Source organism: Paenibacillus sp. TAB_01, from assembly GCF_043945595.1.
Lineage (GTDB): Bacteria > Bacillota > Bacilli > Paenibacillales > NBRC-103111 > Paenibacillus_S.
This window is the reverse complement of record NZ_JBIFNP010000001.1, coordinates 947,353-967,755: the sequence shown is the minus strand read 5'-3', so window position 1 is coordinate 967,755 and position 20,403 is coordinate 947,353. Positions and strand designations below refer to the sequence as shown.

At 51.6% G+C, this 20,403-nt stretch carries 21 protein-coding genes and 5 pseudogenes; 7 read left to right on the top strand and 19 right to left on the bottom strand.

From position 1 onward, the window contains the following. Positions 1-5: 5 nt before the first annotated feature. Positions 6-2,067: pseudogene (gene uvrC, locus ACHHV8_RS04755) on the bottom strand (excinuclease ABC subunit UvrC). Positions 2,068-2,207: 140 nt separating this feature from the next. Then, positions 2,208-2,525, bottom strand: coding sequence for a thioredoxin (trxA, locus tag ACHHV8_RS04750; RefSeq protein WP_395157222.1), 318 nt, complete (start codon positions 2,523-2,525; stop codon positions 2,208-2,210). 262 nt (positions 2,526-2,787) lie between these two features. Between trxA and ACHHV8_RS04745 the strand changes: the two genes are divergently transcribed. Next, positions 2,788-2,934 carry a YqzM family protein gene (locus tag ACHHV8_RS04745; protein ID WP_395157220.1) on the top strand — a complete coding sequence of 49 codons (147 nt, stop codon included), beginning with the start codon at positions 2,788-2,790 and terminating at the stop codon, positions 2,932-2,934. A gap of 147 nt (positions 2,935-3,081) precedes the next feature. After that, positions 3,082-4,533 (top strand): IS1182 family transposase, encoded by a 1,452-nt coding sequence (locus tag ACHHV8_RS04740; RefSeq protein WP_395155790.1) that lies wholly within the window; start codon positions 3,082-3,084, stop codon positions 4,531-4,533. A 262-nt stretch (positions 4,534-4,795) separates the two neighbouring features. On the opposite strand, the pseudogene dnaI reads toward ACHHV8_RS04740, so the two are convergent. The 5 genes and pseudogenes from dnaI to ACHHV8_RS04715 form a co-directional block, all read right to left on the bottom strand. After that, positions 4,796-5,753 (bottom strand): annotated as a pseudogene (gene dnaI, locus ACHHV8_RS04735) (primosomal protein DnaI). A gap of 111 nt (positions 5,754-5,864) precedes the next feature. Beyond that, positions 5,865-6,122 (bottom strand): hypothetical protein, encoded by a 258-nt coding sequence (locus ACHHV8_RS04730; protein ID WP_395157218.1) that lies wholly within the window; start codon positions 6,120-6,122, stop codon positions 5,865-5,867. After that, positions 6,055-7,368, bottom strand: a complete 1,314-nt coding sequence (locus ACHHV8_RS04725) for a replication initiation and membrane attachment family protein (protein WP_395157217.1) — start codon at positions 7,366-7,368, stop codon at positions 6,055-6,057. The genes ACHHV8_RS04730 and ACHHV8_RS04725 overlap by 68 nt, the downstream gene beginning before the upstream one ends. A gap of 129 nt (positions 7,369-7,497) precedes the next feature. Then, positions 7,498-7,695, bottom strand: a complete 198-nt coding sequence (locus ACHHV8_RS04720) for a YwbE family protein (RefSeq protein WP_395157215.1) — start codon at positions 7,693-7,695, stop codon at positions 7,498-7,500. Positions 7,696-7,978: 283 nt separating this feature from the next. Continuing rightward, entirely contained in the window at positions 7,979-8,263 is a 285-nt protein-coding gene (locus ACHHV8_RS04715) for a YuiB family protein (RefSeq protein WP_395157213.1), read from the bottom strand. Positions 8,264-8,637: 374 nt separating this feature from the next. On the opposite strand from ACHHV8_RS04715, the gene hemQ reads away from it, so the two are divergent. Then, on the top strand, positions 8,638-9,384 hold the full coding sequence (gene hemQ, locus ACHHV8_RS04710; RefSeq protein WP_395157211.1) for a hydrogen peroxide-dependent heme synthase: 747 nt from the start codon (positions 8,638-8,640) through the stop codon (positions 9,382-9,384). Between the two features lie 409 nt (positions 9,385-9,793). On the opposite strand, the gene ACHHV8_RS04705 is transcribed toward hemQ, so the two are convergent. Continuing rightward, positions 9,794-10,081, bottom strand: coding sequence for a hypothetical protein (locus ACHHV8_RS04705; protein WP_395157209.1), 288 nt, complete (start codon positions 10,079-10,081; stop codon positions 9,794-9,796). Further along, positions 10,081-11,272 (bottom strand): annotated as a pseudogene (locus ACHHV8_RS04700) (NAD(P)/FAD-dependent oxidoreductase). Before ACHHV8_RS04700 ends, ACHHV8_RS04705 begins: the two are co-directional and overlap by 1 nt. Before the next feature lie 427 nt (positions 11,273-11,699). Here ACHHV8_RS04700 and ACHHV8_RS04695 point away from each other — a divergent pair. Next, positions 11,700-12,686, top strand: coding sequence for an NAD(P)/FAD-dependent oxidoreductase (locus ACHHV8_RS04695; RefSeq protein WP_395157207.1), 987 nt, complete (start codon positions 11,700-11,702; stop codon positions 12,684-12,686). 90 nt (positions 12,687-12,776) lie between these two features. Here ACHHV8_RS04695 and sda read toward each other — a convergent pair whose 3' ends face one another. The 9 genes and pseudogenes from sda to erpA form a co-directional block, all read right to left on the bottom strand. Beyond that, positions 12,777-12,929: a sporulation histidine kinase inhibitor Sda gene (sda, locus tag ACHHV8_RS04690; RefSeq protein ID WP_395157205.1), complete on the bottom strand. Its 153-nt coding sequence runs from the start codon at positions 12,927-12,929 to the stop codon at positions 12,777-12,779. Between the two features lie 281 nt (positions 12,930-13,210). Next, the gene (locus tag ACHHV8_RS04685) at positions 13,211-13,642 is read right to left on the bottom strand and encodes a WG repeat-containing protein (protein ID WP_395157203.1); all 432 of its coding nucleotides are present in this window, start codon (positions 13,640-13,642) and stop codon (positions 13,211-13,213) included. Further along, positions 13,632-13,763 (bottom strand): annotated as a pseudogene (locus ACHHV8_RS04680) (WG repeat-containing protein); the annotation flags it as partial. The gene ACHHV8_RS04685 and the pseudogene ACHHV8_RS04680, both read right to left, overlap by 11 nt. Positions 13,764-13,776: 13 nt before the next feature. After that, positions 13,777-14,433 carry a WG repeat-containing protein gene (locus ACHHV8_RS04675; protein WP_395157201.1) on the bottom strand — a complete coding sequence of 219 codons (657 nt, stop codon included), beginning with the start codon at positions 14,431-14,433 and terminating at the stop codon, positions 13,777-13,779. After that, the gene (locus ACHHV8_RS04670; protein WP_395157199.1) at positions 14,411-14,971 is read right to left on the bottom strand and encodes a hypothetical protein; all 561 of its coding nucleotides are present in this window, start codon (positions 14,969-14,971) and stop codon (positions 14,411-14,413) included. Before ACHHV8_RS04670 ends, ACHHV8_RS04675 begins: the two co-directional genes overlap by 23 nt. Continuing rightward, the gene (locus ACHHV8_RS04665) at positions 14,886-15,392 is read right to left on the bottom strand and encodes a hypothetical protein (protein WP_395157197.1); all 507 of its coding nucleotides are present in this window, start codon (positions 15,390-15,392) and stop codon (positions 14,886-14,888) included. Before ACHHV8_RS04665 ends, ACHHV8_RS04670 begins: the two co-directional genes overlap by 86 nt. 106 nt (positions 15,393-15,498) lie before the next feature. Then, positions 15,499-15,984, bottom strand: a complete 486-nt coding sequence (lepB, locus tag ACHHV8_RS04660; protein ID WP_395157195.1) for a signal peptidase I — start codon at positions 15,982-15,984, stop codon at positions 15,499-15,501. A gap of 39 nt (positions 15,985-16,023) precedes the next feature. Next, entirely contained in the window at positions 16,024-16,368 is a 345-nt protein-coding gene (locus ACHHV8_RS04655; RefSeq protein WP_395157193.1) for an HIT family protein, read from the bottom strand. Between the two features lie 171 nt (positions 16,369-16,539). Beyond that, the gene (erpA, locus tag ACHHV8_RS04650; RefSeq protein ID WP_395157191.1) at positions 16,540-16,911 is read right to left on the bottom strand and encodes an iron-sulfur cluster insertion protein ErpA; all 372 of its coding nucleotides are present in this window, start codon (positions 16,909-16,911) and stop codon (positions 16,540-16,542) included. A 665-nt stretch (positions 16,912-17,576) separates the two neighbouring features. Here erpA and mqnE point away from each other — a divergent pair. After that, positions 17,577-18,677: an aminofutalosine synthase MqnE gene (gene mqnE, locus ACHHV8_RS04645; protein ID WP_395157189.1), complete on the top strand. Its 1,101-nt coding sequence runs from the start codon at positions 17,577-17,579 to the stop codon at positions 18,675-18,677. 59 nt (positions 18,678-18,736) lie between these two features. Continuing rightward, a complete protein-coding gene (locus ACHHV8_RS04640; protein ID WP_395163422.1) occupies positions 18,737-19,810 on the top strand; it encodes an NAD(P)/FAD-dependent oxidoreductase in 1,074 nt (357 codons plus the stop codon). Position 19,811: 1 nt separating this feature from the next. Here ACHHV8_RS04640 and ACHHV8_RS04635 read toward each other — a convergent pair. After that, a pseudogene (locus ACHHV8_RS04635) lies at positions 19,812-20,064 on the bottom strand (YuzB family protein). 79 nt (positions 20,065-20,143) lie between these two features. On the opposite strand from ACHHV8_RS04635, the gene ACHHV8_RS04630 reads away from it, so the two are divergent. Further along, positions 20,144-20,389, top strand: a complete 246-nt coding sequence (locus ACHHV8_RS04630; protein WP_395157187.1) for a NifU family protein — start codon at positions 20,144-20,146, stop codon at positions 20,387-20,389. Positions 20,390-20,403 lie beyond the last annotated feature (14 nt).

Below are 20,403 nucleotides of genomic sequence, written 5' to 3'. Positions count from 1 at the left end.
CCGTCTTAAACAATCGGATCCGCCGCCGCCGTATGGGTTTCGTTCCCCCCAGCTTCGCCTATCTCCCCGGCTTGCGCGGCGTCATCGCCGTTCAATGCCTGGAGAATTTGCGCCGCCAGCTTCTCCCCGATCCCGACAGGCCGGAAATCCTCGATTCCGGCCTCTTTGATTTTCTTCAGGGAGCCGAAATGCTTCAGCAGCGCTTTCCGGCGCTTCTCTCCGATGCCCGGAATGGCGTCCAGCTGGGAGACGACCATCGACTTGGCCCGGGTCTCCCTGTGGAACGTAATCGCGAACCGGTGCACCTCGTCCTGGATTCGCTGCAGCAGATAAAACTCCTGGCTGTCGCGGGGCAGCGGCACGACCTCCGGCGGATCGCCCATCATCAGCTGGGCCGTTCTATGCTTCGCATCCTTCACCAGGCCGCATACGGGAATGTACAGGCCCAGCTCGTTCTCGAGCACATCGATCGCCGCGGAAATCTGCCCCTTTCCTCCGTCGATGACAACCAGATCCGGCAGCGGCAGCTGCTCCTTCAGCACCCGCTCGTACCGGCGGCGGACAACCTCCCGCATCGTTTCGTAGTCGTCCGGCCCTTGAACGGTCCAGGATCTTGAACTTCCGGTACTCCTTCCGGTTCGGCTTGCCGTCCGTGAATACGACCATCGCGGATACCGGATCCGACCCTTGAATGTTCGAGTTATCGAACGCTTCGATCCGGCGGATCATCCCCATGCCTAGCCACTCGCCGAGATTCTCCACCGCCTTGACAGAGCGCTGCTCATCCCGCTCGATCAAGCGGAACTTCTCTTCCAGCCCGACACGGGCATTGTCTCCCGCCATGTCGACCATATTCTTCTTCAGGCCGCGGCGCGGAATGTGCACCTTCACCTTCAGCCAGCCTTCCAGCGCTTCCTTCACGTCCGCCTTGACCGCATCGAGCTCCGTTCCTTCCGCATCGCCGCGTCCGGCGGCTTCTTCGGCAGAGGCTTGATCCAGCGCCGCGATCGTTTCCTGCGTAATGACGCGCTTCACCGGCTCTTTGGCTGCCGCCGTTTCCCTGCCGACCGTTTCCGCAGGCAGGAACACTTCCTTCGGCAGCGCAGGGTTGTCGCTGTAATACTGCGTAACGAAGGAGACGAAGTCCTCATACTCCTCGCCGTAATAAGGGAACATCGAGGCGTGGCGCTCGATCAGCTTGCCCTGGCGCATGTACAGAATCTGCACGCACATCCAGCCCTTATCGACGGCATAGCCGAAAATATCGCGGTCGACGGCTTCCGTCGTCGTAATTTTCTGCTTCTCCATCACGGCGTCGATATGAACGATTTGGTCGCGCAGCTCCTTCGCCCGCTCAAAGTTCAGCTCCTCCGCCGCTTCGTGCATTTTGCGCGTCAAATCCTGCTTGATCTCGTCGTGACCGCCGTTAAGAAACCGGGAAATTTCCGACACCATCTTGTCGTACGTCTCCTGCTCCACCTCGTACTCACAGGGCGCTACGCATTGACCGAGGTGATAATACAGACAGACGCGGTCGGGCAGCGTCCGGCATTTGCGCAGCGGGTACAGGCGGTCCAGCAGCTTCTTCGTCTGCTGAGCGGCGAACGAGTTCGGATAAGGGCCGAAATATTTCCCCTTATCCTTAAACACCTTCCGCGTAACCTCGAGCCGCGGGTGCGCTTCGTGGGTGATTTTGATATAAGGAAACGTCTTGTCATCCTTCAGCAGCACGTTATACCGCGGATGGTATTTTTTGATCAGATTGCATTCGAGAATCAACGCCTCGACATTGCTGGCGGTCACAATATATTCAAAGTCGGCAATTTCATGCACCAGCGCCTGCGTCTTCGCGTTATGGCTCCCTGTAAAATAAGAGCGCACGCGGTTGCGCAGCACCTTCGCCTTGCCCACGTAAATGATCGTACCTTCTTTATTCTTCATCAGGTAGCAGCCCGGCTGCTCCGGTAAAAGCGCCAGCTTGTTGCGGATGGCCTCCGCGGTCCGTTTCCGTTCTTCGTCGTCTTGGATCGGCACCTGATTTCTCCCCTTTCTTGCTTCAGCATCCATGACGCGGCTCCCCTCTCCCTTTAATCCGGAGCGCGCCCGTGTATCTATACGGCTTCAGCCGCTTAAGGATACAAAAAAAAGCTCTTTCTCAGCATAGCAGAAAAAGAGCTTTTTCTCATCTTAATTCATCCAACCGCTAATTATTGGTTGCGTGTAATAACGCCTTTCAGCGCATCCTTGGATTGGAAGCCTACGATTTTATCCACCGGTTGACCGTCTTTGAATACGATCAATGTCGGGATACTCATGACGCCAAAGCGCGCTGCGGATTCCGGATTGTCATCCACATTGACTTTTGCAATTTTCACACTGTCCCCCAACTCTTTGTCCAGCTCTTCAAGTATAGGCGCGATCATTTTGCAAGGTCCGCACCATGGAGCCCAGAAATCAACAAGAACCGTACCGGATCCTTCAACGTCGCTTTTGAAAGATTGGTCAGATACATTTACGATTGCCATATGCTTATTCTCCTTCCACTCCGAAAAAAATGTTGTCAACATGTAAAGTATACCACAATGCACCCTATTTTCAACCGCTTCCGGGGCTGGCGAATCGTTTCCACTTCTGCCATGACGGCTACGGACACACAATCACCGCCAAATTTCCAAAAGTCGCATAATTGTCACTTTCGCATTCTTTACATTTATCTTGAAAGTTGGTTATACTAAGCATAACTAGAATTAGGCAAACGATGTCGATTTGCTCAAGGAGGGTAATCCCATGAACGATCCGAAACATCCCGAACTGCACGTAATGGAAGAGCCGACTAATGACTTCCAGGACGTGACTACAGGCTTTGGCGTATTCTTCGGCGTGCTGTTTCTCATTGGCATCATCGCAACGGTCATTCAAGTTATGATGCGCTAAGCTTAACCGGCGACTAAGGTCTTCCCCGTTTGGTAAGAGGCCACTGAAAAAGTCCGTTAATGAAAAGGTACAGACTCTCAATATTTTGAGGGCGCTGTGCCTTTTTTCTTGTATACTTTAAAGTAATACGTCGGAAGGGTGAAGACCATGTTCCAGCCTCAACTTTCTTTTGCATTAAGCCCATACACAGCGCTATATGACCTCATCGTGCCGAAAGACAACATGCTACGCCAGATAAATGAGCTGGTTGACTTCTCCTTCGTCTACGACGAATTGAAAGCTAACTACTGTTTGGACAACGGCCGTAACGCCATCGATCCGTTGCGGATGTTTAAATATCTGCTTCTGAAAGCTATTTTCGAGGTGTCGGACGTGGATCTGGTCGAGCGCTCCCGGTACGATATGTCTTTTAAATACTTCCTTCAGATGGCTCCGGAAGAAGCCGTCATCGACCCGAGCTCCCTTACGAAGTTCCGCAAGTTGCGGTTAAAAAACATGGATCTGCTGGATCTGCTCATCGGCAAGACAGTTGAACTAGCTACTGCGCAAGGGATTTTAACGAGCACCTCCATCATCGTGGACGCGACGCATACAAAAGCCCGTTATAACCAGAAATCACCGAGGGAGATTTTACAGGACCGTTCCCGCAAATTGCGAAAAGCCATCTACTCTATCGACGAATCGCTGAAGGGGAAGCTACCTGCCAAGAACGCCGTGGATACGCTCGAGGCCGAGATCGACTATTGCCAGAAGCTCATCGAGGTTACCGAAACCGGGCTTGGTATCGCCCAACTGCCTAAGATTACAGAACCGTTGAATCTGCTAAAAGAGACCGTCGAGGATGACATAGAACAACTGCGCATCTCGCAAGATCAGGATGCGCGCGTCGGCCACAAGAGTGCAGATTCCTCGTTTTTTGGCTATAAGACGCATATTGCCATGAGTGAGGAACGAATCATTACGGCGGCAATTGTAACGACCGGAGAGAAGAACGATGGCAAGCAGTTGCAATCGCTCATCGAGAAAAGCAAGGCTGCGGGCATGGATGTAAAGACGGTAATTGGCGATATGGCCTATTCGGAAAAAGAAAACATCGCATACAGCAAGGAAAATCAGATTGAACTCGTCTCCCGGCTTAACCCACAAATCACCCAGGGTATGCGCAAAAAGGAAGATGAATTCGAATTCAATAAAGATGCAGGCATGTATGTATGCAAGGCAGGCCATATGGCGATTCGGAAAGCGCGGACAGGAAAAAAGGGAATCAGCAAAAACCAAAAGGACACTTACTATTTCGATGTGGAGCTATGCAAACGATGCCCCTTCAAAGAAGGATGCTACAAGGAGGGCTCTAAAAGTAAAACGTACTCGGTGAGCATTAAATCCGGGGAGCACGCCGAGCAGATGGCATTCCAGGAAACGGAGTATTTCAAAGAGAAGGCGAAAGAACGGTACAAGATCGAGGCCAAAAACAGCGAACTTAAGCACCGGCACGGGTACGACGTAGCCACGTCCTCGGGTCTGTTAGGCATGCAGATACAAGGAGCTATGGCCATATTCGCAGTAAACTTAAAGCGGATATTGAAACTGGCTGACTAAAAAATAGCGTAAAGCCCTATGAAAAATGCGGTACCCTCCGAGAAAATCGGAACAGGTGCCGCATTTTTTTCGCCTAACGCCTGGACTCACCGAAAAAACGTAAGTTCTTCAGTGGCCTCGTTTGGTAACGGGGAGGACTTTTTTTACGAGATCAGCATGGAGTGGAACGGTGCAGCGCCCCGAGCGTAAGCGTGACCGCCAAAAATAGAAGCCCGATCCTCTCCCATACAGGTAAAGGACCGGGCTTTATTTTCATTCCCATCTATCGCTGGCCGCCCCGTTTGTTATACCCGTTCACCAAGATCGTTTCCACGAACGGGCGGATGCGGTCCATAATCCGTCTTCCTTTGAACTCCTCGTCTCCATCCTTGCTTGTAAAGCTGAAATGCTGCTCCAACGCGTTCAGATCGTGATTGGAGGTGAAAAACGTCGGCTTCCGGTTCATCCGGTAATTGAGAATCGAACCCATGACATGATCCCGAAGCCATGGATTCAGGTTCTCCGCGCCGATATCGTCAAATACGAGCAAATCCGTATCCTTCAAAGCGTCAATGGTTTCCTTCAGCTGCATCGGGTCCTGGAACATCGCCTTCAGGTCTTCCGCAAAATCCGGCATATATACGATAGCGCCGGTGTATCCGCTCTTTGCGAGCTCATGTAGCAAATAGCACATCAGGAACGTTTTGCCGGTGCCGAAGCTGCCTGCCAAATACAGCCCGGTTTTCTGCAGCCCCTCTTCCTTCGTTTGCAAAATGTACCGGATCAGCCGGTTCACCGCTTCCTCCCGGTTCCGGGTCTTTATCGAAAATCTCCATAGAGGAATAGCCCTGGGACAAGGCCCGTTCATCGACATAAAAGCTGCGGATGCGTCCGCGTACCGCCTCCTGCGTCTGCTGGGCGATAAACTTTTTACAGGAAACCTTCTGATCGTACAGCGAGACTCTGCCGTTCTCCTCTTCGACCGTAATCATCGTATAATGCCCTGTAAAATCATTCGGACAGCGGTCGAGCCCCGGGCAGTTCGAACAGCTGCGGTACTCGGTAACGTACTGGTACAGCCGGTTCATATTGATCCGCATCGTATATTCATCCAGCATCGGGTATTTATCCTGCAGCTTCCGTACGAGCGGATCGGCCATAATTTGCTTGACCCGTTCCTCCGCCTGCTGCCGGTATTTATGATTCGGAATCGATTTTAACACATCGCCGAGTGATTCCATTCAAATTCACTCCTTTCCGGGTGATGGGGCCGCGAACGCGGCTCTGCCCCTTCCGGCTCTATCGCACGCAAGTCTTTAACTTTATTTAAGTCGTGGCTGTCTCTGGAGAAGTTATACTTTGCCGTCCAGCAGCTGCGCTCTGCGCCGCATCGCTTCGCGTTCCTCCGCACTGCGCGCATTCGCTGCAGGCTTGTCCTCGACGATCGGCAGCACCGGCTTCTGCTGCTTGCCCCTGGTTCCGCTGCCGCGCGTGCCGGCCGCCGACGTCCCGCGGCTGTTGCGCGCCGGAGTCTTGCTTTCCTTATACTTCGTCTGCTCGCGGATATACTGCACCGCCTGCTCGTAGGTGCCGACCTGCTTGGCCAGCATATCCGTCACGCTGAACTCGATGGACGCCTTCGGACCACGAGCGCTTATTCATATATAAAAAATGGATAAGTACATTAATGACTTCCTCGCTCAAGCCGTAATTCAAGTCCACCTTGGCGAGCGTATCCAGCAAGCCGTCCGGTACCGTCCCTTTGGAAAAAATCTTTTCCAGCAGGTACATGTAAGGCTCATTGCGCAAAATATAGTTGTATTGATGCTGATTGCATTCTCCTTGGAAAATATCCGGCACCTCAAGGTAGTACTCCATCTCGACGGACTTTTCCTCTGCCGGCTCATCAGCCCCGGCGGCACCTTTTCCTGCGGCTTCCTGCTCCACCTTGGAGCGGTATCTCGCCCGTTCCTCGCTGCGCTTCTTATCCTGGCGGAACACCAGGTTCGCTTTATGCTGAAGAAGCTCCAGCAGCAGCGAGCCGTCCGGGGCGAATACCCCTTCCTCGTCGAGCAGACGGCACATATCCGTCAAATACAAGCCGTATTTCTTGGCGACAAAATTAATTTGGGCCATCTGCTCCGGCTCGTATTTAAGCCGCTCGACAAAGGAGCGGTTGTAGGACTCCCGCGGAAAATGCATGATGATATCCGAGTACTGGAAGCCCTTGATCGCGACCTCCGGTCTTGCCTCGGCAGGCCGGGACGCCGCGGATTCGAATAGAGCCTGCTCCAGCTCCAGATCGACAACCTGCGTATTCAAGCGGAACAGCTCGTAGAACGGCACGGACAAGTTCTCCGAGTTCGATGCCTTAAGCTCCTCGGGCTCCGGCAGCAGCAGCTCGTCCCGAAGGGAAAATACCATATATTTGCCAACTTTATCCCGCAGCAGCAGCGTCAAATGCTGGTTCTTGAAAAATTCGCCCGGCGTAAGCGGCGCGAACAGCGTATACTCATACACATAATCATCCGAAGCCTCGACGAATCTCCGGGTCGTCCTAAGGAGCCCGACCGCTTCCAGCTTGGATGTCTGTTCAATAAAAAATTTGCGGCCCGTTTCGCTCGATTCGAGCTCCAGCGCGAGAAACAGCTTCCGCTGCTGCTCCATTAACGAGCTTCCGACCTTATCGGCCGGAAGCTGAAGGAACAGCGTATGGTACAGACTGACCGCATAGGCTCCGATCATCGGCTGATAAATTGTGGACAGCATCTTCATATCCAGACTGCTTAACGAAAAATCACGCATCACGACAAAACGGTGATACTCCGAAAAATGCAGCATATTCGTAATTCTCATTTACTCAATCCCATCTTTGGTCTAGCGTCTTACTCTCCATTTTACCACATAAATCGACACCTGAGAGCATGAAAAAGAATGAAAAAATCATGGAGTTCCGCCCCCATGATTTGGAATATGATCATATGCTTAATCGTTTAAAATCTGTTTCACCCTGCCGACGATCCCGTCGGTCAGCCTTACTTTAATTCCATGCGGGTGCGTCGGGGAATTGGTCAAAATATCTTTGACCACGCCCTCCGTCAGCTTGCCCGTCCGCTGGTCCTGCTTTTGCACAATGTGCACCCGTCTTCCGGGCACGACATCTTTACGCAGCTGTCCGTTCATTGCTGTCTCCATCCTTTCTGCCAAGCCGCGCTTTTTAAGCTCGATGAAAAAGTCATTGCTGCGAGTACGGAACATTCTTCCGATCGCTGTTGCCCCTGGATTTCTCTGATTATATTCCGCTTGCAGCGGTTGAAATCCAGGGACAAAGGCGAACGCTTTCGCTTCTACAGAACGATTCCGTACTCTCCGCTAGTTTTCAGTGACCTCTAAAAATACAGAAGCCTTCTTCCCATTGCTTGTACCTTTACAGAACAATCCGCACGCTCGCAAGTGCTTCAACAGTTTAAAACATCTTGTAGCCTTTCTCGCGCAGCGCTTTAATCGTGTATCCGCTTAATACGGCGCCGATCAGTCCGCCGATAGCCGGGATATAATCCGCTACCGCATACTCCGATAGATTGGAAGCCAGCGAGCCCGTTTCCCAGCCCCAATAGATAACCAATCCGATGACCAAAGCAATATATCCGTAAATCGGGAACCAAGTCGTCTTCATCAGCATGTTTAGTATAAAACCGAGACCGAAGAACAATACGAACAGCAGCACGGTTACAATCATTAATTGCAGCAAAACCGCCAACTCCTTCTTTTCTTATCCTCACAAACCGCAGTGTACAGTTATGTTTATTTTATATAAAATTTCCACTCCGGTAAAGTGAACGCTTCATGAACTTGCATAAAAGAACCGATTTGGGGGCAGGTTCGGTTACAAAGCGTTCATTTGCCCTTTAGGTACGATTTCGATACAATGAGATCAACCTCCCTGAGGTTTTTCGGTCTGCGGGGGCACTTATACGAATTAATTAGGCACCAGGGCATGAGAGCCGGCCGCATGAAGAGCAGCCGCGTTCAGCGGATGTTTCATCTCTCTTCCGCCGGATCATGCGTATCCGCCCGTTCCGGTACGGCGAGTCAAAATGATTACATATAAAGGAGTGTTTTTACATGAGTGAAGCGGTTCAAACTTTGGAAGGCTGGTATGCGCTCCATGATTTCCGCGCGATCGATTGGACAGCCTGGAAAAGCTTATCCCAGCAGGAAAGAAACCGTGCGGAGGACGAGCTGTACAGCCTGCTGAGCCAATATCAAGGCGTTGAGGATCAAAAGCAGGGCAGCACCGCTTTTTATTCCATTGTCGGGCAAAAAGCGGATTTCATGTTTATGCATTTGCGTGAAACGCTGGAAGAATTGAGCGAGCTGGAAACGGCATTTAACAAAACGATCTTTGCTCAAGTGACGATCCCGACTTACTCTTATGTGTCCATCGTCGAGCTGAGCAGCTATATGGCGAAGCCGGGCAGCGATCCGATGCAGGATCCGGATATTTTGGCTCGTTTGAAGCCGACGCTTCCTAAAGCCAAGCACGTATGCTTCTATCCGATGAACAAGCGCCGCGAGGGCAGCGATAACTGGTACATGCTCTCCACGGAAGAGCGCCGCAATTTCATGCGGGCTCACGGCATGATCGGCCGCAATTATGCGGGCAAGATCAAACAGATCATTACCGGCTCCGTCGGATTGGATGATTGGGAATGGGGCGTTACCCTCTTCTCCGAGGACGCGCTGCAGTTCAAAAAAATCGTCTACGAAATGCGCTTTGACGAAACCAGCGCACGCTTCGGCGAGTTCGGCGATTTCTACGTAGGCAATCTGCTGAACGAAGAGAAGATGGCGGCTATGTTGAAATTGTAAGGGTTGATTCAAAAAGGCATGGAGCTTTGGGAAGAGCTGGACGGCTGGGGCTGCGGAAGAAGGGGACGGGGTTCCGGCCGCTGTTGAAATCGGGAGTCCTTGAATTGTCACAGGCAGAGGATAACTCCCGATTTCAAAGGCGAACGCTTCGCTCCTCCACCCCGTCCCCTTCTTCCTTCGCCAGGCCTTCTAGAATCCCCTCCGTTGGATGGGGAGAAAAGAAAACCTCTGCCGCTTCGTCAGAGGTTGATGAAAGCTTAGAACACCGTGTTCCGCTGCAGGCTGCACGGTGAAACTACCTTAAAACCCAGCCAACAACATCAATATAAACCGATACACCACATCAAATATCTCACGAAAAACCAAAAGAACCCTGCCTACCGCTTCCGCGGATCGCAGGGTTCTTTGATTAATTATCGTCTTCGTCGTCCTCGTCGTCGAACTCGAAGCGATTGTCCCGGCTCAGCTCGTTTTTGCCGGCAAGGTAAGCTTCCGTGTCGCGGTCGCGCTGACGGGATTTTTCCTTTAACCGTTCAATGGCCGGGAGAATCAATATATCGATTTCCTTTTGCACCGGATAGACCAGATCATAGCGGTTTTGGGACTCGAGATAGTGTCCTACCTCGATCAGCGCGTTATATCGGTCCAATTCGTCTCGCGTCAGCAATCCGCGTACCTGTACGCTGCAGTGTCTCACTAGAAACGGCCTTTCTTCAGCACAAGAGGAATGCCGCCAATGACGTACAAATAACGCACATCGATAATTTTTTTCATGACCGCGGCCACGCCGCCTTTAATTTTGCGGGAGCCGACGATTCCGATCGCTTCTCCGCGTCCGAGAGACGCTACAGTGCCCTTGCTCTCGTATTTGAACGTCTTCAGCTGCTCGCCGCGGATGGACGCAACCAAGTTGTGCGCGCATACGTCAGCCTGCTGAATCGAAATTTGAGCGGTAGGCGGGTAAGGACGGCCTTCCGGATTCATCACAATGGAGCAATCGCCTAGGATGTAGATATTCTCATGGCCCGGCGCGCGCAGATAATCGTCGACCTTGATCCGGCCGCGCATCGTTTCAAAGCCTGCTTCGTCCAGCATATGGTTACCGCGAACCCCGCCGGTTCGAAACGACCGTAGCCGCTTTGATCTCTTCGCCTGTCGCCAGAATAACGCCTTCCGGCGTACATTCCTTGATCGCGGTAGCAATTTTGAAGGTAACGCCTTTGTTTTGCAGCACATTCATAGCGTACTCCACCAGCTCGGGATCAAACCCGGGCAGAGCGGTAGGAGCCGCCTCTACGTTGAAAATTTTCACAAGCGACGGGTCCACGTCGAATTCCTTGCACAGCTGCGGAATACGGTCGGCCAGCTCGCCGACGAACTCGATGCCCGTAAAGCCTGCGCCGCCGACAATAAAAGTCAAATAATCAGTGCGGTTCGGCTCCCGTTTGAATCTGGCGAATTGGTACTCGATATGTTCACGGATAAAACGGACGCTGTTAATGCTCCGGATGCTGAGCGCGTATTCCTTCATTCCCGGGATGCCGAACGTTTCCGGTTCGCCGCCCAAGCCTACAACCAGATAGTCGTAAGACAAAGTGCCTTCTTCCAGAATAACCTTCTTCTCTTGCGGGCGAATCTGAACCACTGTCGATTTTACGAAGTCGATTTTAAATTCATCAATCAGCTTAAGAATATTCACCCGCGCATTTTCCGGATTGTCCGTTCCTGCAGCCGGCATATGCAGATGGGTCGTGATGTAGTGGTAATCGTGCTTATTGACAAGCGTAACATCCGCCTCGTTATAATTTAATTCCTTTTGCAAACGAATAGCCGTTACGATGCCACCGTATCCTGCTCCCAAAATGACTATTCTTGGTATTCGACTCATGGTTTCGATCCCTTCCATCCCGTTGTTTTTTTCTGTATTTGTAGGTTCCTATACCCGAATGTGAATTTTTACACAAAGTATTTCAAGAAACATTTTTCCAGTTAGGCCAGACTGCATAAACTACAATATAAAACGCTTCAAGTAAAGCTCGCACAGCCATTTTTAATCAGTTCTCATGACATAATATAATGTCAAAAGCCAAATAGCAAGCTTTATTTTGGCTAATATACAAGGGAAAATCCTTGACTATGCAAGGTATGTACCCGATTCCTGCCGATTTCTGACCCTTTTCATTTTTGTAAGGTTTATCCGACAAAATTGGACGGAGTTCCCTTCATCCGCTGCCCTTTTTCTTATTCTCATTATGATATCTGAGCGTATATAATATTATTCAATTGTTTTTCAGAGCCCGGGAGGTGATAGAGCCATGCAGAATGAACTGGTGGATATTCTTATTATAGGCGGCGGGCCGGCCGGTATGTTCGCCTCGTTTTACGGCGGTATGCGCCATGCTTCGGTGAAGGTGATCGAAAGTATGCCGCAGCTCGGCGGACAGCTTGCCGCGCTGTATCCCGAGAAGTATATCTATGACGTTGCGGGCTTTCCTAAGGTGACGGCGCAGGACCTGGTCAGCGAGCTGGAACGGCAGATGAAGCAGTTCCCCGTTGACATCCGGCTGGAGGAAAAAGTGCTGCAGGTGGTGAAACAAGACGAGCGGCTGTTCGAGGTCACTACGGATAAAGGCGTGCATCAAGCCAAAACGGTCATCATTACGGGCGGCGTCGGCGCGTTTGAACCGAGACGGCTGGAGCTGCCGGAAGCTGCAAAGTACGAAAAGAAAAACCTGCACTATTTCGTAAGCGACTTGAACCGGTTTGAAGGCCAGAAGGTGCTGATCAGCGGCGGCGGCGATTCGGCCGTCGACTGGGCATTGATGCTGGAACCGATAGCCGAACAGGTGACGCTCATTCACCGCCGCGACAAGTTCCGTGCGCATGAGCACAGTGTGGAAAGCTTGATGAACTCCAAGGTCCGGGTGCTTACGCCAAAAGAAATTACCGAGCTGCACGGCGATGACCGAATTACAAGCGCAACGCTTGGCGATTGCAAAACCGGCGAAGCGTTCGATTTGAGCGTCGACGCCGTCATCGTCAGCTTCGGCTTCGTCTCTTCCCTCGGACCGATTGCGGAGTGGGGCTTCGACCTCGATAACGGCTCGATTCTCGTCGACTCCCGCATGGAAACCAGCGTCCGGGGGATTTTTGCCGCCGGCGATATTACGACCTATCCCGGCAAGCTGAAGCTGATCGCGGTCGGTTTCGGCGAGGCGCCTACAGCTATCAACAACGCCAAAGTATATATCGATCCGGCAGCCAAGCTGTCTCCCGGGCACAGCAGCAGCTTAAAGATGTAGCTTTTTTCTTCCTCCGGTAGCTGTGCTTATCCCCTGGTCGGTGCGGCTGGCCGGGGCATTTTGTATATGAATGCAAAAAAAGAGGGCAGGTCAGCTGACCTGCGCCCCATCACGATAATAGTCCAAGTTCAATTTACGGCGTTTGATCTCTTCCAGCAACAAGTCGACAAATTCCTGTTCCAGCTCCAGATGTAAAGCTTTGAAATAAGACTCAATTAAAATTTCGTTGCTCATTAATCTCATCTAGGATCACCTTACTTCCTTAATGTAAAATCATATTAACATGTCTGAAAAAATAGAACAAGTGTTCCAATATCCACAGGAAAATGTGTATAAGCTGTGTGTACGCTGTTAATAAGTGTCAAAATATGGGTGGTTATGCCGTGTATAATGTGGACAAGGTTATACACAACCCGCTTTTCCCTCTCATTTTCCAAAAAAAATATTTTGGGGAGCCGCCAAACCATGCATCAGCTTCTAAAAAAAGAAGCAATCTCCCCTTATCGGAAAGATTGCTTCATCAATCAATGCGTCGGCTTCCATATCACCTGTCCTGACCGGTCTATATAACCGTAGTCGGCGGACTCCGTTTCCTTGCCGCCGCTCACCCTTGCCAAGCCTGCCCGGAACGGCTCCGCCCGATTGTAGGACGGAGGGATAACCATCGTGCCCGACGTATCGATATATCCCCATTGCCTTTCGCCTAGCCGGACAGCCGCCAACCCTTCGCTGAATGCGCCGGCTTCGTCGAATACGGCCGGAATCACCATCGTGCCCGAGGCATCGATGAATCCCCATTTGCCGTCCTTTTTTACCGCGGCCAGCTCCTCGGAATAATCGCCTGCCCCCTCGAATTGCGGCGGGATGCGCCAGCTGCCGGATGACCAGCAAGTATCCCCACAGCTCTCCTGCCTTGACTGCAGCCGTCCCCTGATGGAAATCCCGGGCGTCGTCATATTCCATCTCCGTCGCCGCCGAGCCGTCCTCCTGGATAAAGCCGTACTTTTGATTCAGTCCCACTCTTGCAAGGTGCCAGGAGAAAGGAGCGGCCGTATCGAAGCGCGGCTCGATCGCCACGCGTCCCTGCAGGTCAATATAGCCGAATACAGCACCTTCGCCGCAGGAGCTTTGCCCCTTCACGGCTACGGCTGCCTTCCCTTCGGCAAACGGCGAGGCGGACAGCAGCTCCGGCGTGTCGATAAACCGGCCCTGCCGGTTCGGTATAGCCCTGCCTCGTGCCATTGGAGGCCGTGGTGACGCTGACCAGCGCTCGCCCATCAGCAAATGCTCCCGCTTCACGGAAAGGACCGGGGATCACTTCTTTTCCTCTGCTGTCAATATAAGACCAGCCGCCACCGGAGGTCATCCGAACCGCCGCCAGCCCTTCGGCGAACTCCATGGCCGCATCATACTGCAAGGGAATCCGCACATTTCCCTTCTGATCGATATATCCGTACTTTCCATCCTTTACAACGGGATACAAAGGAATCTGCACATCCTGCTCCCGCACCCATTCCTGTGTCTCGGAGGTATGAACCCGGTACCACTGCTCGCCGGAGGGAGACGTCCATTTCTCGAATGCGTCGACATACTGCGGAGCGAAAAAGCCCGCCAGATGCCCGGCAACCCCCTTCGTATCCGGCGTCCGGTATGTGGTCGTCGTGGTCAGCAGCTGCACTTGTTCATTAGCCGGCTGAATGCCTAGCGGTCTCTCGCGCAGCGCCTCAGGCGGGTTGACCCACTTCATCCCCCGGTTCCGTTCGAATGAGATACCAGTTATTCCACTGCTCGGCTGCTTCATACGCTCCCGGCTCGGCCGTTTCATTGGAAAAAAAGCATTCCAGATTCGGGTTTTCACAGAGTCTCGCTCCGGTCGGAAGCTGTATCGTCGCAGAAACCGGCTGGACGTTGTCCAGCGTTCTGCCCATTGGCAGGATCCATTTATCTCCCTCGGGCAGACGTATTTTATACCATATCAAATTCTCGTTCAGCACCTTACGGGCCGTAACTTGAACCTTCGAAGGCTGCATATAATCCAACGTAAACGGCAGATTAAAATCTGCAGAAGCCGGCTGGTCGAAGAACGGCACCTGCTCCAGAATCGTAAACTCCGCCGTATAAGCTTCTTCGGGCAAATCTTCCACCAGCGAAGGATTCATCAGCCATTTGGGTCCCGCCCAGGTCTCTACGAGGTAGGCGTCATTCCCGCATTCCGGCGGCGGCTCCAACAGGGAGCCGCTCATCGAGCAATAATGCAGGTGTCCTATGGATCGAACCTGCTGCATCGAGATGGAGCCTTCCGCCGGTTCCGTTCCATTGGCCGTACAACGGCAGCTCGGATCTTGTCGTCAGCTTCTGTTCTTGTGGCTCGTAGGTTCCCCATACGACTCGTTCATCCCCGCGGAGCCATTTATCTCCAAGCCATGTCCCTACCAAATACCAGGCGGCAGACCGGGCGCCGGTATTCGAATTCACGACCTCCTTCACAGTTAACGTCTGTAAGGCGCCTACAGCCCCTACGGATGTTCCCGGACGGGTGTAATCGTCATACAGCGGGGCCGGCTCCAGAACGGTAATCTGCCTGCTCTTGCCGGCCTCCGCCGCGGCGGCAGGCTGCGATGCATACATAGATGCAGCAGGTATAAGATTGAAGCTGAGAACGGCAGACAGCATCAAGCGGATGGTCAAGCTTTTTGAAACGTTCACGTCAAGCCTCCCTTACATCAGTTTTATGCCAAGCATGCTCCATCATGAAAATGAATTCAGATGTATGGACGTTCCTTCGAAGCGTAAAGTTGCCGCACCACGCCTATCAATGGAGAAGGGGCGTCTGAACCTTCCCGATGATCTGCTCCTGCTTGATAAATCCGATATCTCTGCTGTCCATGCTGTTGGAGCGGTTATCTCCCAGCACGAATACGGAATGATCCGGAACGATATGCTCGGGAAAATCGCGGACATTGTATACGCTGCCTTGATGTACGGACTCATCGAGCGCCGGCTGCAAATAGGGCTCGCTTAGTTTGACCTTGTTGATGTACACGGCATCGCCTTCCACCCGGACCGATTCGCCCGGCAGCGCTATGACCCGCTTGACGAATATTTTATCCGGCGTCGCCTGAAACACGATAAGATCCCCGCGTTCAATTCTATGATGGGTATAATAGGAGGTATCGACCGCCAGCCGGTCATTCGGGTGCATGGTCGGTTCCATAGACGGCCCCTCCACAACAAACGCTTTGGTAGAGTCGTGGTACATCCCGGACAGAGCAAGAAATAGTGCGAAAAAGCATTCCATCGTATCACCTCAGCAGAAGCATATTATAATAGGAAGCGTTTACATAAAATAATTCTGCCTTAGCGGCTGTCCGAAGGCTACATGCCAATGCAAATGTTTGGAGTCCTGATACTGTCCGAGATTCGTCAGCACCCTGCAGGCTCCATGCTCGGAAACAACTGCCGACGCCACCTGTTTGATCACGTCAAACAGCTCGGCAAGCAGCTCCGCATCGGACGCCTCAAGCGTTAATAAGGAAGCGATGTGTTTTTTGGGAATGACAACAATATGAACCGGGTAATAAGGGCGCGTATGGTGGTAGGCCAGCACGTTCGGGGTTTCGATCACCATTCTAACCTGCGTATGTCCGCTCAGCACTTCGTCGCAGTAAAAATCTTCGCTCATCCCGTACCTCCTTTATTATGTATGAAGCCTGTTTTTACCGCTACACCTTTAATAAAAAAATAAAACCTCTTGGACCTGTGTAATATACATTATACACAAGTCCAAGAGGCTACAACTACCACTAATTAAAATTCAACAACCTGTCACCTGCAAGAAACAACAAAACCTTTATTAAGCCTCGACCTTATCGTCGCATTTCTCGACGACTCCCTCTTCGTCCTTCACCTTGAAGGACGAGCCGCAGCCGCAGGAAGCTACGGCGTTCGGGTTATTGATGGTGAAGCCGCCCCCCATGCCAGACTCTTTATAGTCGATTTCGACGCCGTACAAATATTTGGAGCTGTCCGCATCGACAACAACCTTCAAACCGTTAACTTCAAAAGATTTATCGTCTGATTGCTGTTGGTCGTCAAAGCCCATGCCGTAGGAAAAGCCGCTGCAGCCTCCCGCTTTCACGCCCAAACGGAGAAACAAATCCGGGGTTCCTTCGCTTTCAAGCAATTCTTTTATTTTATCGCTAGCCGTTTCGCTGATATGAATCATAATCCAGACCTCCTCGCGGGTTCTTTTTCAAAAAAGCAGCCATAGCTTACATAATGGCTTTACCTCTTCAGTATACTCCTATTGAGCACACTCCTCAAGGACTTCCGGCCCTGCCGGATGATTTTCCCGCAGTTCATAAATTTGTAACATTACACCCTTCGGATAAACTGCGGCGGTTCCGGGCCTCCTGAGCGGACAGTGCGTATAGACTGGCAAGAGGAACGCTCTGAGCCGAAAGCCGTTAGACCGCAAGGCTAAGGCACAAGGACAGACAGGCAAATAAAACGGACCCATTTCTGGAATCGGGAAACCGGTTTCGCCGAACTACGTATTGCCCCGCCCCAACAGGAGGTTTATAATAGGTAATATTGTTTGTTTATTCGTGTCTAAGGGGTCTTTGTATGAACTAATCTTAAACGCGCTTTACTCCGGGCAACCTTGTGCAAGCTTTCACAGCTGTTCGGAAATGTCATCTTAACGCGGGTGTTCACGTATCGTTATGTGGAATAGGCTACGCGTTGTTTTATTTTGTCTTCATCTCCGGATGAGTAAAGCAGCTTCGTTGGAAAGTACAGCTAATATATAGGTTATACGCACAAGGCTAAGCTTAAGTCGCAATTTTGCACGCTACAATCTTTATACATTATTATATGGAGGTGGCTTTGATGAGCATCGTGATTAGCAATCCCGATCAACGCATGGCCGAGATCGCAGAAAAGGTCAGAAACGGAGAAAGACTTTCTCTTGAAGATGGCGTATTTTTGTACAAGTCCGACGATTTATTGACAATCGGTCAACTGGCAAATGAAGTGAATCTGCGCATGAACGGCAAAAAGGTTTATTTTATCGATAACATGAGCCTGTATTTCACCAACGTGTGCGAAGCGCACTGTGCATTCTGTCATTTCCGCCGCGATGAAGGCGAGGAAGGCTCCTACACGCTGAAGCCGGAGGATATGTTTGACTTCATCGACCAGCATTACCATCCGCAGCTGCGCGAGTTCCATATTGCACAGGGCCATAACCCGCATGTGCCTTTTGAATATTATGTCGACTGTATCCGCGCTTTGAAAAAACGCTATCCCGATGTGACGATTAAAGCCCATACGGCGGCTGAGATTGAGTTTTATTCCCGAATCAGCGGGTTAAGTTATAAAGAGGTGCTCGAGACGCTCGTCGAAGCGGGTCTTAGTACGTTAACGGGCGGCGGCGCCGAAATTTTGTCCGAGCGTTACCGTCAAAAGATGGGCGTCGGCAAAGCGACGACCGACCAATGGCTGGAAGTGCAGCGTGTCGCCCACAGCATCGGCCTCAAAACGCATGCAACGATGCTTTACGGCTCGATCGAGACGCTGGAGGAGCGGATTCAGCATATGATTCTGCTTCGCGAGCTGCAGGACGAAACGAACGGCTTTATGGTGTTCATCCCGAATTCGGTACAGCCGGCCAACGTCAATGCAGGCATCAAGCGCCGTGTAGCGGCTTTTGACGATCTCAAAACGATTGCAATCAGCCGTCTGATGGTCGACAACATTCCTCACATCAAAGCGTATTTCATTAACCTGGGTACTCAGCTGACGCAAATCGCCCTGACCTTCGGAGCTTCCGACGTGCATGGAACGATTATTAAGGAAAAAATCAGCCATGCCGCGGGCGCGCTGTCCCCTGAAGGCCTGACAAGAGACGAGCTAGTATGGCTGGTCAAGGGAGCAGGACGCATCCCGGTCGAACGCGATACGTTCTACAACGAAATTAAAGTGTATTAGAGCAAGAGGTTATTACACATCCTAGTTTTAGGCCGCGATATAGAAAGGGTTTTGCAATGATGAAAAAAGTAGTTATTTTAGGCGGAGGCTACGGCGGATTGACTGTGGCCAACCAGCTGCTGGAAAAAGATTTGCCTTCGGACACCGTGCTGGTGCTTGTAGACCGGATGCCGTATCAAGGATTAAAGACCGAGTATTACGCTCTGGCCTCCGGTACCGTGTCCGATCTGGATATTCGCGTCCAGTTTCCAGTAGACCCGCGCTTAATTCTCAAGTACGGTGAAGTGACTGCCGTCGATCCCGTTCAAAAAATAATTATGTTCGAAAACGACGAGCCGCTATCTTACGATTGGCTCGTCATCTCTCTTGGCTGCGTGGACAAGTACCACCAGATTATCGGTGCGGAGCAGTACACCCACAGCATTCAAACGTTATCGGGTACCCGCAAAACGTATCAAGCCGTCAATGACATTAATCCGTATGGACAAGTTTCCATCATCGGCGGCGGGCTGAGCGGCGTAGAAATGGCGGCGGAGCTGCGTGAAAGCCGTCCGGATCTGAATATCCGCATTATCGACCGCGGTTCCAGCATTCTTTCCTCCTTCCCCGGCCCGGTACAAAGCTTCGTACGGGATTGGATGCTGGAGCACGATATCGAAATGAGATCGTATGTAAGCCTCTGCCGTATCGAGGACGGCCTGCTGTACAATAAACAGGACACCCAGCAGGAAACGATTCAGACGGACATTACCATCTGGACCGCCGGCGTGCAGCCCAGCCTGATCGTGCGGAACCTTCCGTTCGGCAAAGATTCGCAGGGCCGCATTCTGCTGAACCCGTACCATCAGGTACAGGAATATCAGGATATTTATGTCGTCGGGGACTGTGCCTCCCTGCCGTTCTCTCCAAGCGCGCAAGCGGCGCAGGGCCAAGGCAAGCAGGTAGCCGATGTGCTGAGAGCCGTCTGGAAAAACGAAACCCCTCGGCTTGGCAAAATCAAGCTCAAAGGGGTTCTCGGGTCGCTCGGTAAAAAATCCGGCTTCGGTTTGATGGGCAAGCGCACCATCACCGGGATGGTACCGCGCCTGATTAAAAGTGGCGTGCTATGGAAATCCAAGCACCAGATCGGTTAAGTTAGTCAAAGAGATCGAGCATGTCTTCGATCTCTTTAATTTTTCCTGCAATCAGTACTTCCAGCTCTTCAACTGTGGCGGCAGCTATTCTCTCGCCATTCACCAAGGCGTATGGCGCTAAATAGCATTCGCCGCAGTTGCCGAGACAGCCGTATTCGAGGACATCATAATCGGGATTGGCTTCCAGCTTTTTCATCAGCCGGTTCCGTTCCGTGATGCATATTGCTGGCACAAAATTCTATAATAGGTCGCATCCTATATCAGCCGCCTTTGTAGACCATTTTAATTTGCTGCGCGATGTAATATAATAGTTATAGAAAGGAGTGGATACCGATGAGTGAAAATGCACAAAGCACCATGTACGATGAAGTACTGGAGGTTTTAGATAAGCTTCGTCCGTTCCTCCAACGCGACGGCGGCGACGTTGAGCTGGTTGATGTGGAAGACGGAATCGTCAAACTGCGTTTGATGGGTGCATGCGGAAGCTGCCCAAGCTCAACCATTACACTGAAAGCCGGTATTGAGCGCGCTCTGCTGGAAGAAGTAGAAGGCGTTCAAGAGGTTGTTCAAGTGTTTTAATGAAAAGGCCCTGT

Bases quoted from the DNA above. Each gene is read 5' to 3' on its own strand.
- trxA (WP_395157222.1), bottom strand. From the start codon at position 2,525: ATGGCAATCGTAAATGTATCTGACCAATCTTTCAAAAGCGACGTTGAA.
- ACHHV8_RS04745 (WP_395157220.1), top strand. From the start codon at position 2,788: ATGAACGATCCGAAACATCCCGAACTGCACGTAATGGAAGAGCCGACT.
- ACHHV8_RS04740 (WP_395155790.1), top strand. From the start codon at position 3,082: ATGTTCCAGCCTCAACTTTCTTTTGCATTAAGCCCATACACAGCGCTA.
- ACHHV8_RS04730 (WP_395157218.1), bottom strand. From the start codon at position 6,122: ATGCTGGCCAAGCAGGTCGGCACCTACGAGCAGGCGGTGCAGTATATC.
- ACHHV8_RS04725 (WP_395157217.1), bottom strand. From the start codon at position 7,368: ATGAGAATTACGAATATGCTGCATTTTTCGGAGTATCACCGTTTTGTC.
- ACHHV8_RS04720 (WP_395157215.1), bottom strand. From the start codon at position 7,695: ATGAACGGACAGCTGCGTAAAGATGTCGTGCCCGGAAGACGGGTGCAC.
- hemQ (WP_395157211.1), top strand. From the start codon at position 8,638: ATGAGTGAAGCGGTTCAAACTTTGGAAGGCTGGTATGCGCTCCATGAT.
- ACHHV8_RS04695 (WP_395157207.1), top strand. From the start codon at position 11,700: ATGCAGAATGAACTGGTGGATATTCTTATTATAGGCGGCGGGCCGGCC.
- sda (WP_395157205.1), bottom strand. From the start codon at position 12,929: ATGAGATTAATGAGCAACGAAATTTTAATTGAGTCTTATTTCAAAGCT.
- ACHHV8_RS04685 (WP_395157203.1), bottom strand. From the start codon at position 13,642: ATGACGACGCCCGGGATTTCCATCAGGGGACGGCTGCAGTCAAGGCAG.
- ACHHV8_RS04675 (WP_395157201.1), bottom strand. From the start codon at position 14,433: ATGAAGTGGGTCAACCCGCCTGAGGCGCTGCGCGAGAGACCGCTAGGC.
- ACHHV8_RS04670 (WP_395157199.1), bottom strand. From the start codon at position 14,971: ATGCAGCAGGTTCGATCCATAGGACACCTGCATTATTGCTCGATGAGC.
- lepB (WP_395157195.1), bottom strand. From the start codon at position 15,984: ATGGAATGCTTTTTCGCACTATTTCTTGCTCTGTCCGGGATGTACCAC.
- ACHHV8_RS04655 (WP_395157193.1), bottom strand. From the start codon at position 16,368: ATGAGCGAAGATTTTTACTGCGACGAAGTGCTGAGCGGACATACGCAG.
- erpA (WP_395157191.1), bottom strand. From the start codon at position 16,911: ATGATTCATATCAGCGAAACGGCTAGCGATAAAATAAAAGAATTGCTT.
- mqnE (WP_395157189.1), top strand. From the start codon at position 17,577: ATGAGCATCGTGATTAGCAATCCCGATCAACGCATGGCCGAGATCGCA.
- ACHHV8_RS04640 (WP_395163422.1), top strand. From the start codon at position 18,737: ATGAAAAAAGTAGTTATTTTAGGCGGAGGCTACGGCGGATTGACTGTG.
- ACHHV8_RS04630 (WP_395157187.1), top strand. From the start codon at position 20,144: ATGAGTGAAAATGCACAAAGCACCATGTACGATGAAGTACTGGAGGTT.